This window comes from Neobacillus sp. 114 (assembly GCF_030127045.1).
Lineage (GTDB): Bacteria > Bacillota > Bacilli > Bacillales > Cytobacillaceae > Neobacillus > Neobacillus rhizophilus.
Genome location: NZ_CP126144.1, coordinates 2,281,113 through 2,292,815, shown reverse-complemented (window position 1 = coordinate 2,292,815; position 11,703 = coordinate 2,281,113). Strand labels below are relative to the sequence as shown.

At 41.6% G+C, this 11,703-nt stretch carries 11 protein-coding genes; 5 read left to right on the top strand and 6 right to left on the bottom strand.

Features of this window, described 5'->3' with window-relative positions; all coding sequences use genetic code 11:
• Positions 1-6: 6 nt before the first annotated feature.
• Complete coding sequence (gene hflX, locus QNN06_RS11450; protein WP_213116232.1) at positions 7-1,263, bottom strand: GTPase HflX; 1,257 nt, start codon at positions 1,261-1,263, stop codon at positions 7-9.
• A 163-nt stretch (positions 1,264-1,426) separates the two neighbouring features.
• Between hflX and QNN06_RS11445 the strand changes: the two genes are divergently transcribed.
• Positions 1,427-2,035 (top strand): trimeric intracellular cation channel family protein, encoded by a 609-nt coding sequence (locus tag QNN06_RS11445; RefSeq protein ID WP_213116233.1) that lies wholly within the window; start codon positions 1,427-1,429, stop codon positions 2,033-2,035.
• A 33-nt stretch (positions 2,036-2,068) separates the two neighbouring features.
• Here QNN06_RS11445 and spoVK read toward each other — a convergent pair whose 3' ends face one another.
• The 3 genes from spoVK to miaA form a co-directional block, all read right to left on the bottom strand.
• Positions 2,069-3,019 carry a stage V sporulation protein K gene (gene spoVK, locus QNN06_RS11440; RefSeq protein ID WP_213116234.1) on the bottom strand — a complete coding sequence of 317 codons (951 nt, stop codon included), beginning with the start codon at positions 3,017-3,019 and terminating at the stop codon, positions 2,069-2,071.
• Positions 3,020-3,298: 279 nt separating this feature from the next.
• On the bottom strand, positions 3,299-3,529 hold the full coding sequence (gene hfq, locus QNN06_RS11435; protein WP_213116235.1) for an RNA chaperone Hfq: 231 nt from the start codon (positions 3,527-3,529) through the stop codon (positions 3,299-3,301).
• Between the two features lie 27 nt (positions 3,530-3,556).
• Positions 3,557-4,513 (bottom strand): tRNA (adenosine(37)-N6)-dimethylallyltransferase MiaA, encoded by a 957-nt coding sequence (gene miaA, locus QNN06_RS11430; protein WP_284037917.1) that lies wholly within the window; start codon positions 4,511-4,513, stop codon positions 3,557-3,559.
• A gap of 430 nt (positions 4,514-4,943) precedes the next feature.
• Between miaA and mreBH the strand changes: the two genes are divergently transcribed.
• On the top strand, positions 4,944-5,951 hold the full coding sequence (gene mreBH / locus QNN06_RS11425; protein WP_213116236.1) for a rod-share determining protein MreBH: 1,008 nt from the start codon (positions 4,944-4,946) through the stop codon (positions 5,949-5,951).
• 289 nt (positions 5,952-6,240) lie between these two features.
• On the opposite strand, the gene QNN06_RS11420 is transcribed toward mreBH, so the two are convergent.
• The gene (locus tag QNN06_RS11420; RefSeq protein ID WP_213116237.1) at positions 6,241-6,693 is read right to left on the bottom strand and encodes a hypothetical protein; all 453 of its coding nucleotides are present in this window, start codon (positions 6,691-6,693) and stop codon (positions 6,241-6,243) included.
• Positions 6,694-7,352: 659 nt separating this feature from the next.
• Between QNN06_RS11420 and QNN06_RS11415 the strand changes: the two genes are divergently transcribed.
• From QNN06_RS11415 to QNN06_RS11405, 3 genes are all read left to right on the top strand, one after another.
• Positions 7,353-8,219, top strand: a complete 867-nt coding sequence (locus QNN06_RS11415; protein WP_284037579.1) for a D-alanyl-D-alanine carboxypeptidase family protein — start codon at positions 7,353-7,355, stop codon at positions 8,217-8,219.
• Between the two features lie 77 nt (positions 8,220-8,296).
• Positions 8,297-8,842 carry a sigma-70 family RNA polymerase sigma factor gene (locus tag QNN06_RS11410; protein WP_213116239.1) on the top strand — a complete coding sequence of 182 codons (546 nt, stop codon included), beginning with the start codon at positions 8,297-8,299 and terminating at the stop codon, positions 8,840-8,842.
• Complete coding sequence (locus QNN06_RS11405; RefSeq protein ID WP_284037578.1) at positions 8,829-9,653, top strand: DUF4179 domain-containing protein; 825 nt, start codon at positions 8,829-8,831, stop codon at positions 9,651-9,653. Before QNN06_RS11410 ends, QNN06_RS11405 begins: the two co-directional genes overlap by 14 nt.
• A gap of 109 nt (positions 9,654-9,762) precedes the next feature.
• On the opposite strand, the gene mutL is transcribed toward QNN06_RS11405, so the two are convergent.
• Positions 9,763-11,700 (bottom strand): DNA mismatch repair endonuclease MutL, encoded by a 1,938-nt coding sequence (gene mutL, locus QNN06_RS11400; RefSeq protein ID WP_284037577.1) that lies wholly within the window; start codon positions 11,698-11,700, stop codon positions 9,763-9,765.
• Positions 11,701-11,703: the final 3 nt, after the last annotated feature.

Sequence of the window (11,703 nt, the reverse complement as noted above, 5' to 3'; positions counted from 1 at the left end):
CTCCCTTTATTCATTGAATTTCTGTAATTGGCCTGTTATTTGATGGTCCTTTAGGGAATATCCTTTGCAACGGTAGTCTTGAGTTTCTTCATCAAAGGTAAGTTCCCTGAGAATCGTATCATTTTTTAATTGCGACAAGAGCTTTCCTTCTGTTGAAGGCACCATTACTTCATATGGTTCCATCATGCCCACGACAAGCTGCTCGATTTTCACCTTTAACGCATGACGGTCATCTTCATTAAAAGCGCTGATGAACACTGTCGGCGTGTCGGCGGTCGGTACGAAATCGGGATGCTGAAGATCCCGTTTATTATAAACGGTTAATTGCGGGATATCTTTGACATCCAAGTCTTCAAGAAGTTTAATCACCGTTTTTTCATGCTGAAAATAATCCGGGTTCGACATATCGACGACATGAAGCAGCAGATCGGCTTCTTTCACCTCTTCAAGAGTTGAGCGGAAGGCAGCAATCAGCGCTGTCGGCAAGTCCTGAATGAATCCGACGGTGTCAGTAATTAATGACAAGAAGCCGCTTGGTAAAATAAGCTTTCTCGTCATCGGGTCAAGCGTGGCGAATAACTGGTTTTCTTCATATGAATCTGCCTCGGAAAGCCGGTTAAAAAGAGTCGATTTCCCGGCATTCGTGTAACCGACAATCGCAACCTGAAAGGCTTTATTTTTCTTCCTACGCTCACGGTAACGCTCGCGATGCTGAACAACCACCGAAAGTTGGCCTTTGATGTCGTCAATGCGGCGGCGGATGTGACGGCGGTCTGACTCCAGTTTTGTTTCCCCTGGGCCTCTTGTACCGATTCCACCACCAAGGCGTGATAACGCCGTACCCTGTCCGGCCAAACGCGGCAGAATATATTGTAACTGGGCAAGCTCTACCTGAAGTTTCCCCTCCTTGGAGCGGGCTCTTTGTGCAAAAATATCTAAAATCAGCTGGGTCCGGTCAATGATCCTCGCCTCAATTCCGGAAGCCAAATTCCGTTTCTGGCTTGGAGAGAGCTCATCGTTGAAAATGACCAGGTCAGCCTCCAATTCGGCCACAAGCGCCGATAATTCTTCCACTTTTCCTTTACCTATGTACGTTGCTGGATGGAGACGGTCTCTCTTTTGGACAAGCGAAGCCAATACTTCTCCTTGCGCCGTTTCCGTTAAGGATCCTAACTCATCCATTGAATATTGAAACCTTAGGTCGTCATCATCGATTTGGCAGCCGACCAGAATGGCTTTTTCCTTTGTTTCTCTTTGTTCCAAACGGCATCCTTCCTTTCCGTTAAAGCTCTAATTTCCATCTTAACAAAAAACACTCCGATACTCTAATTTTCCCAATACTTTTTTATTGTAATTTTGGAGTAACGTGATAAAATTTTATTGTTTGTTTATAAAAAGAATATTCATCGGAGAGAAGCTGAACGAAATGGCATGGGAAGTATTAAGCATGATCGGCACCATCGCTTTTGCGGTCAGTGGCGCGATTGTGGCCATGGAAGAAAAATATGATATTTTAGGAGTTTATATTTTGGGAATTGTCACTGCTTTTGGCGGCGGGGCGATTCGCAATCTTTTAATAGGAGTTCCCGTTTCAGCTATTTGGGAACAGGGGTTATTTTTTCAAATTGCTATATTATCGATTACGGCTGTATTCTTATTTCCAACTAATCTTTTAAAACATTGGCAAAAGTGGGGTAATTTCTCTGATGCCATTGGGCTGTCAGCATTTGCTATTCAAGGTGCCATTTATGCGGCAAATATGAATCACCCGCTGAGTGCTGTGATTGTAGCGGCTGTTTTAACAGGAAGCGGCGGCGGAATCATCCGTGATTTATTGGCTGGCAGAAAGCCGATTGTGCTGCGTTCCGAAATATACGCAGTTTGGGCGATTCTTGCCGGGGTCGTCATCGGACTTAAACTAGCTACACAAGCATGGGAATTGTATACATTGTTTATTATCATAACTGCGCTTCGCGTTCTTTCCTACACATATGACTGGAAACTGCCAACACGCGGGTTACAGCGAATGAACTAAAAATCGACGAGGGACTCTCCCCCGTCGATTTTTTTATCCATCCTCCTCAAACACCAAGTCATTACTGCGGATCGTCATCAATTCGTGCCGGTCATAACTGTTTTGCAATAACAGCCTCATCGCCTGGGCCCGAATCGATTTTTCAATGATGTTGCGGACATATCTCCCGTTGGAAAAATGATTGGGACTTAAGACAGACTTCACCCATATTAAATGATCCTTTATTTTCTTTTCTGCCTCATGACTTAACGAATATTCCCTTTCCACCAGCATCTTCGCCCCGATTTGCATTAATTGTTCAATATTGTAATCCGGGAAATCAATCACTAGTGGAAAACGGGAATGGAGCCCTGGATTTAACGATAGAAAATAATCCATTTCTCTTGAGTAGCCGGCTAGAATGAGGACAAACTCATGCTGTTTATCCTCCATATGCTTCACGAGAGTATCAATCGCTTCTTTGCCAAAATCCTTTTCGCCGCCGCGTCCTAAGGAATAAGCTTCATCAATAAACAATATCCCGCCATGAGCTTTCTTTACCAAGTCCCTCGTCTTTTGTGCTGTATGGCCGATATACTCCCCAACGAGGTCAGCCCGCTCCGCTTCGATTAAATGTCCCTTCGTTAGCACGTTCATTTTTTGAAAAAGCTTGCCAATCAGCCGTGCGACTGTGGTTTTCCCCGTTCCCGGATTACCTTTAAACATCATATGAAGGGCTTGCTTTTTTGCTTTGAGACCCATTTCTTCGCGCTTTTTATTGACATAAATCCATGCATAAATTTCTTTTATCGTTCGTTTCATTTCGTCCATGCCAACCAAAGCACCAAGTTCCTCTTCGATTTCCTTTAAGGCGGAATGCTCAGGGGGAATAACCTTTGGAGCAACTTGAAAATCAGTTAACGTTTTCGTTACTGTTTTTCTTTTTTGGGAGTTGAGAGAAACACTTATTTGGCCATTGCTTTTCATACGAATCGGTTGATCCAAAGCCTTCACCTCTCCTAAACGCAACCAGGATACGTAAAATAGCTTGCAGGAAATTTATGCCTTTCTTGTTTGTGGTGAGTTATTTCAAGAAAATCATAATCCTTCATTCTATTTGTATTCACCGTTCGGGAAATTCATTAAAAAAGTTTTCCTTTGAAAAAAATAAAAGAAAACTCGCCGATTGGCGAGTCCGTGAGGACGAAGACAGAGGCGTAGTTGAATTTATGCTTTCCTATTAGCAAAAAAAGAGCCCAAATGTATGGGCCCACGGGTGAAGATTTATTGATTTTCCAAGTCCAACTGCACATTTCTTTGCGGTGCAAAGGTTGAAATGGCATGCTTATAAACCAATTGCTGTTTCCCCTCTGATTCAAACAACACCGTAAAATTATCAAAGCCCTTGATTTGGCCTCGTAATTGGAATCCATTCAAAAGGAATACCGTTACATTGGTATTGTCTTTTCTGCATTGGTTTAAAAATTGGTCCTGAATATTGATTGTTGTTTTCATTTTGTATATCCTCCTCTTTTATCTCTACTAATATGTATTCGATTTTACTTGAAGCTTTCCTTCAACATATTGTGAAATTTCCATGATTTTTTTTGCGAAGCTGTTCACATTTGTCACATCAAACCATTCAACCTCCATCTTGTTTCGAAACCATGTCAGCTGCCGTTTGGCATAACGCCGCGAGTTTTGCTTTAGGTTCTCGACAGCTTGCTCTAATGATATTTTACCATCAAGATAGTCATAAATCTCTTTGTAGCCTATTGCCTGAATGGATTGGCAATCTCGCAAGCCCTGTCCGTACAATCCCTTTACTTCTTCAAATAGCCCTTCCTGCATCATTAAATCGACTCGGGCATTGATTCGCTCATAAAGTTTATCACGCTCCATCGTTAATCCGACAAGGGCGGTTTGGTAAAGCAGGTCCGGCACTTGAGACTTTTGAAATTCCTGTCTGGTTTTTCCTGTAAGATGGAAGATTTCAAGAGCACGAATTACCCTTCTGAGATTATTTGGATGAATCTCAGCTGCACTTTCTGGGTCAACCTCGATGAGTTCCTTATAGAGAGCCTCATTCCCTTCTCTATTCGCACGTTCCTCAAGCAGCCTGCGGAATTCGTCATCTCCAGAAGCATCGGAAAATTGATAATCATAGATGACAGATTGAACATAAAGCCCTGTCCCGCCAACAATGATGGGAAGTTTCCCTTTTTCGGCAATTTCCTTTATTTTAGCTCGAACAAGGGTTTGAAATTCAGCAACGGAAAAATTTTCATCCGGCTCCTTTATATCAATTAAATGATGCGGAATCCCTTCCATTTCATCTTTCCTGATTTTCGCCGTTCCAATATCCATGCCGCGGTAAATTTGCATCGAATCCCCGCTGATGATTTCGCCATTAAAACATTTAGCCATTTCAATGCTCAGCTTTGTTTTTCCTACAGCAGTTGGTCCGATGATCACTAATAATTTCTGATTTAATTCCAATCTTTTCACACTGCCTTATCCCTTTTTAGCTAATAAGAAAGTATAAACTTTCTATCGAAAGCTTTTTACTTTCTTAACGCATAAATTCAACTACGCCTCTGTCTTCGTCCTATCGGACTCGCCATCGACGAGTTTTCATTTACAATCGACGCCTGTTAGGGGCGTTTCTCCTTTATCGTAACATAATTTTTAAAAGCAGTAGAACATCAAATAAGTATATACAATAATATTCTTTTCTATGCACTTTTTGAAGAGGAATTTATATTTCAAATGTAAGAATTACATTTCGTGTAATTACAAAAAGATAACGGTTTTTTTACAAAGCGCTTTCTACCCCCACATTCATGATAGGCTTATTCGTAAGATATTTTGTAAAAAATAATCGCATTTTGTCATTGGATGGAGAAAAATTAGAAATTAGGTGAATAGAATGTTATCTACTTTTGATATTGGAATTGATTTAGGTACTGCAAATACATTGGTTTATAGCAAAAATAAGGGGATTGCCGTAAACGAGCCATCCGTTGTGGCAATAGATACCGTTTCGAAAAATATCGTCGCTGTCGGTACAGAAGCGAAAGAAATGATTGGGAAAACACCCGAAAAAATCGTGGCGATACGTCCGTTAAAAGATGGTGTCATTGCTGACTTTGATGTCACAACAGAAATGCTTAAACAAATCTTGAAAATGGCTTCTAAAAAGATTGGCTTTGCGATGCGGAAGCCGAATGTTGTAGTCTGTATTCCTTCCGGTTCGACAAGTGTTGAGAGAAGGGCGATTCAAGATGCCGTCCGTAACGCCGGAGCCAAGAAAATTACCTTGATTGAGGAGCCGGTAGCAGCGGCAATTGGTGCAGGCATGCCGATCGACGAGCCGGTTGCCAATGTGGTCGTGGATATCGGCGGCGGCAACACAGAGGTGGCAATTATTTCGTTCGGCGGCGTGGTTGCCTATCATTCTATAAAAATTGGCGGCGACCGTCTCGATGATGATATTATTCAGTATGTCCGCAAAGAGTACAATGTGCTAATCGGTGAAAGAACGGCTGAGAATGTGAAATTTGAAATCGGTTATGCATTAATCGACCATGAGGAAAAGTTCATGGATGTCCGCGGCCGCGACCTGTTGACTGGTCTGCCAAAAACCATTAAACTTTCATCCTACGAAATTCGCGCGGCGATGAAGGAATCACTATTGCATATTTTAGAGGTCATCCGCGCCACACTTGAAGATAGCCCGGCCGAGTTAAGCGGTGATATCGTCGATCGCGGTGTAATTATCACGGGCGGCGGTGCGCTTATGAACGGGATGGAGGCATGGCTGAGCAGTGAAATTTTTGTACCTGTCCAGCTGGCACCTAGTCCGCTTGAGTCAGTCGCAATCGGCACTGGTAAGGCACTGCAGTATATGAGTAAGATTCAGGTTGCGGTGAAATAAATTTAAAATCGGCGGTTCTTACAAGGCCGAAAATTCGGGATTCGTAGATATAATCTGATAATCGTAGATATATTGGAATATTTCGTAGATATATTCTGAGAATTGTAGATATATTGAAAAATTTCGTAGATATATTTGGAATCTCAATCTTGAAGTCACCAACTGATGCAAATTTTGTTGAGATACCATATAAATTATTAGAAATCCATTATAAGTAACTCAAGTTTTTAACTTTTCATGCAAAAAGCCGCATTCCTTCAACTATTGAAGGAGAATGCGGCTTTTTAATTTAGATATCATTCTGTTTTTTTCGTAAACTATTAAAATACAGAAAAATAGGCAATGGAATAATAATGAATCCCAGGCTTTTGATGATTTGGTTCTTTGCCTGTCCCCGTGTTTGGTTCTTTTGATCTTCGACGGCCTGTTCGTAATTCGCGCGCAGTTCTTTTTCTGTCAATTTTTCTCCATTTTCGTTCGGAATCTTACCGCTTTCTTTCATCATTTTGTAATCATCATAGCTTTGATAATAACTTGGCGGACTGATCAAATCAGCTGCCGCCATAAAAATCGATATCCCGCCTCCGATGACCATCATCAGGGTTGCAAATAATACCAAATACGTGTAAAGATGGCGAATCACTGCCTCTCCCCCCTTGTCTTTATATTTCACTACAGAAACAACAATAAAAATAAGCAAAACTGCAGGTAAAAATATACTTAATAGACTATAGGCAATCAAGGCCTCTCCCCCATTTTTTCAAATGGTCAATCCTTACAATATAATTATTTCACCAATGTTAAATCATTCCAATACGATTTAAGGTTATTTTGTTGCAAATTTCGCAATCTTTTTGGGTTTCTATTTCATTGGCAATCGGCAACTTATAGGTTATTTTCAGCTAAAGGACAGTTCTCCGGTAAAATAACGGCTCTATTTTTACCATCCCCCCCCCGAATTGAACCTTAGTTTTTTTGGCGGGCATTCTCATAAATACATATAATGAAAAAAACAGATAAGTTGGTGATAGCATGACCCATATCATAACCGGACCAAATTGGGCAATCTATTCAGGTGTACATGCACCTATAGTTGGTCCCTGGAACCAACCCTTACAGCACAACTATGATACCATTCACATTGGACATCATATCTATCACTTGGTACCCACACTTTACGGGTATCCACCCGCATTTCCATACCTGGGGCCATACGTCCCATTTCGAAATGTCTATTAATGTAAAATCAAATTTCAGAAGAAGGGGGGCAAATCCAAATTTCCCTCTCTTTTATTATCTAATTTAACAGCGCGAAATATTTTTATACATATGGGAACCAAAATCCCCATCTTAGGCTCTAATTAAACAGAATTATATTTTTGTTTAAAGGAGAGCTTCATCATGATTATTAAAAAGATTCCTGTTTTACTAGTTTCAACACTTTGTCTGTTCGGAGTATGGGTAAAGGGTTCAAACGGACCGGAGCAGCCGAATTTACCAATTAGGGCGGAAGCAGCCCTTTTGATGGATTTTCACTCAGGCCGGGTGTTATTTTCGAAAAATGAAAGTGAGAAACTTTTTCCTGCGAGTACAACTAAGGTTTTAACCGCTTGGGTTGCAATCAAACATGGAGATTTAAATGAACAGGTAAAGGTTGGAAAAGAGGTATCTTTTCGATCTCCTGGGGAAAGTACTGCTTGGCTGAAGGAAGGACAAACCCTTACACTAAGAGAATTATTAATCGGAATGATGCTTCCATCGGGGAATGACGCCGCAAGAACAGTGGCTGTTCATATTGGTAAAAAACACCTGGGTACGCCAAATATTTCAGATGAGGAAGCCATCAATCATTTTGTTGCCATGATGAATCAACAGGCTGAAGAAGTTGGAGCCAATCATTCTCATTTTATGAATCCAACAGGGCTTCACCATCCCGAACATTATTCTACTGCCGAGGATTTAGCTCTAATTTCTAAAGCAGTTATGAAACATAAAGACTTTCAAGAAATTGTAAACCTACAAAACTTTACAAATCCACTCCTTACATATCAAAATACGAATAAGCTTCTTGATTCTAATAGCACCTACTATTTTAAAGGAACGAACGGAATAAAGACTGGTTTTACGGATGAAGCAGGCTATTGTCTCATCTCTTCTGCAGAACGAAATGGAAAAGAATATATAGCTGTTGTTTTAAAATCTTCACAGGATGGTGTTTGGAAGGACTCAACAACCTTATTAAATAAGGGTTTTTCTACTTCCCCATAAAAATTTTAATTTAACGGGAACCATTTGTTGCCTATATTTGCTCAAATAAATGTAAAAAAAGAAAGGAGTGTAAGGAATTGGATTCACAAATGGAACTTGACGTTCTAAGGGCACAAAAGGGCGACCACGAAGCCTTTACACGCCTCATCAAAGCAATGGAGCCTAGCTTCTACCGAATAGCCTCCACGATTATGAAATCAGAAACTGACAGCCTGGATGCTGCTCAGGAAACGATTGTGAAGGCATATCTTTCCCTACATACACTAAAAGAGCCTCGATACTTTAAGACATGGGTTACGAGAATCTTAATAAGGGAGTGCATGCGTCTTTTAAAAGTAAAAAATAAGGTTGTTCCCTTGAATTTGGATATAAATACACAGCAGCCTGAAGCTTCTATAGAAGAAAAGTTAGATGTGAGAGATGGTATAAGCAGACTCGAAAGCGAATATAGGGTTGTCATTTCACTCTATTATCTTCAGGACCTATCCATTAAGGATATTGCTGAAATCATTGATCAACCCGAAGGAACGGTTAAATCCAGATTAAGCCGTGCCAGAAAAAAGCTTGAAAAATGGCTATCGAACGATACAGAAGCGGGAGGTATAAGAAATGAAAGAATCTAAATTGGACCGAGAACTGAATGCATTTGTTAATCAACAGAGAAATACTGTTGTACCAGCAGCTTTTAGCAAGGGCATTGATCAGGCATTAGCCAACCTGCCTGGTTTTACTGAAAATAAGCCTTTAAAAAAGAAGAGCAGAAAGTGGCTCTACTCTGCTGCGGCAGCAGGTTTTCTGGGCGTAGGGATACTCGGATCCGGATTTGCTTCTCCCGCTATGGCTGACATGCTCATCAAAGTGCCTGGTTTAAACTTCATTTTTTCTGCTGTTTATAAAGATGTATCTAAGGAGCAGGAAGATCCGCATTTGTTAAGGGGTTCCCAGTTTCACTACGGGGAAAAAGGTCCCTTTAATACCGAAGGGGACTCCGTTAAAGTAAAGATCTTTACTGATTATACAGAAGAAGTTGAGAGTTATATTAGAATGAAGATTCCCCACCTGGACAGGAATGCCGACCACTTGACTATTAGGGTAGATAAACACGGTGAAAAGCAGTTCGAGATTATCGAAATGGGATCTTTAAACGGTGAAGATGTCGTATTGAGTGTTGTTCCATATGCCGTTAATTCTCCACAGTTTGAGGGTCAAAGTGTAAATCCAGTAATCGGACCCACCATTGATATAAGTGGAGTAAAGGCTGACATGCTCTCCTATCAATTCAGCCAAACCGACAAAGAAAACAGAACGAATTATATTACATGGAAAAGAAATAAATTTACTTTCGTTTTAGCTGGTACAGCCTCCATCGAGAAACTAACTGGAATTGCAAAAAATATCGATAACCAGGCTATAAATTTAGAAAAGAATAAATAAAAAAATACAGTAATCTTTTTACTATGACAGCAAGATTCTTCAATAAGAAAAGCCTTGGTATTAAAAAATCCAAGGCTTTTCTCATAAATACAATATTTCCAAAAATATCCTACATCACGCGCTTAAACATCTTCTCCATCTCGTAAATCGAGTAATGAACAATAATCGGCCTGCCGTGCGGGCAGGTAAATGGATCTGATGCCTTTCGCAGATCGTCGAGAAGCGCTTGGATTTCATCATCCCTTAAGTGGCGGTTCGCTTTGATGGAGGCTTTACAGCTCATCATGATAGCCGCTTCCTCGCGGAGTTTTTTAATATCCACTTTTTTCATTAATAACAGCTGTTCAATCATTTCCTCAATGATTTCCTTCTCCTGCCCCTTTGGCAGCCATTGAGGGTGGGAGCGGACAATGAAACTATTGATTCCGAACTCTTCAAGGAAAACACCGACCTTCTCAAGTTCGTCCTTATGCTCGGTAATTTTAATATAATCATCTGTTGAATATTCAAAAGTCAACGGGACCAGCATCTCCTGCAGCTCCGGTGCGACCTGGCCGACCTTTTCGCGGAAGTACTCATACTTAAGCCGTTCCTGCGCCGCATGCTGGTCGATGATATATAAGCCATTCTCATTTTGTGCAAATATATACGTTCCGTGCATTTGTCCAATTGGATACAACCGTGGGACCCGGCTCTCTGTGTCTACAACCGGCTCCACTTCAGGGTATTCCTCAGGCTCGTGTTGAGGAATTTCCTCATCTTCAAATGAATCATATTCCCTTTCACTAGTCGGTTTATCTTTTTCAATTTCCCTAAAAAAAGGTATTCCAACTTCAGGTTGCGGGACGAATTCTTCTTTCATATTCGAAAAGCCAGTTTCCCGAACGGGTTCTTCTTTAATTTTTGTAAAAAATGGCTCAGCAACAGCAGTCGGCCGCTCCCCGCCACGCTCCCCGCCAAATCCAGAGGAAGAACGAGCAGGAGAGGTCCCCTCATCGAGCGCTAAAGCCGTCTGCTCTGTTTTAGGTTCCTCTCTTTTCGTATAGGCCGTTGGAATCAGTATCTTCGATTTAAATGCATTTTTTATTATAGAAGTTACTAGTTCGTTCATCTCTGCTTCTTTACTAAAGCGGACCTCCATTTTCGACGGGTGGACGTTCACATCGACGAGCAGCGGATCCATCTCAATATTGAGAAGCACGATTGGATACCGGCCAATCGGCAACAGCGTATGATACCCTTCGGTAATCGCCTTAGCCAGCGAATAATTTTTAATAAACCGGCCGTTAATCATCGTCGAGATATAGTTCCTTGAAGCCCTTGTCACCTCAGGCATGGAAGCAAATCCACTTACTTTATAATCTAGCGAGCTACCCGAAATCGGCACCAGCTGTTTGGCGATGCTCATGCCGTAAATGGACGCAAGAACCTGGCGGACATCGCCGTTTCCGTTTGTTTGCAGCAGTTTTCGCTCATTGTGAATCAAGCGGAAAGCTACTTCTGGATGAGAAAGCGCTAGTCGGTTAACAACATCGGTGATATTCCCAAGCTCTGTGTGAATCGTCTTCATGTATTTCAGACGTGCAGGCGTGTTGAAAAACAAATCGGTGATGGTGATGTCTGTTCCCCGTCTGCTTGAAGCTTTTTCAAAAATTTCAACCTTTCCGCCTTCGATCACCACTCGATTCCCAGCACCTTCACCGGTTGAGGTTTTCAGCTCAAGTCTCGAAACAGAGGCGATACTCGGCAGGGCCTCACCGCGGAAACCCAGCGTCCGAATGCGGAACAGGTCATTTTCATTTTTTATTTTTGACGTGGCATGTCGCTGGAAAGCGAGGAGCACGTCATCCTCTTCTATTCCATTGCCATTATCGGTGATGCGGATTTTCGCGAGTCCCGCTTCTTCGACCTCAATTTCAACCACCGTACTGCCGGCATCAATGGCGTTTTCCACCAGTTCTTTGACAACAGAGGCGGGGCGTTCGACTACTTCTCCCGCCGCTATTTTATTTGAAAGGGCATCATCTAGCTGGATAATCTTCCCCATCTT

Bases quoted from the DNA above. Each gene is read 5' to 3' on its own strand.
- mreBH (WP_213116236.1), top strand. From the start codon at position 4,944: ATGTTATCTACTTTTGATATTGGAATTGATTTAGGTACTGCAAATACA.
- QNN06_RS11445 (WP_213116233.1), top strand. From the start codon at position 1,427: ATGGCATGGGAAGTATTAAGCATGATCGGCACCATCGCTTTTGCGGTC.
- hfq (WP_213116235.1), bottom strand. From the start codon at position 3,529: ATGAAAACAACAATCAATATTCAGGACCAATTTTTAAACCAATGCAGA.
- QNN06_RS11405 (WP_284037578.1), top strand. From the start codon at position 8,829: ATGAAAGAATCTAAATTGGACCGAGAACTGAATGCATTTGTTAATCAA.
- mutL (WP_284037577.1), bottom strand. From the start codon at position 11,700: ATGGGGAAGATTATCCAGCTAGATGATGCCCTTTCAAATAAAATAGCG.
- QNN06_RS11415 (WP_284037579.1), top strand. From the start codon at position 7,353: ATGATTATTAAAAAGATTCCTGTTTTACTAGTTTCAACACTTTGTCTG.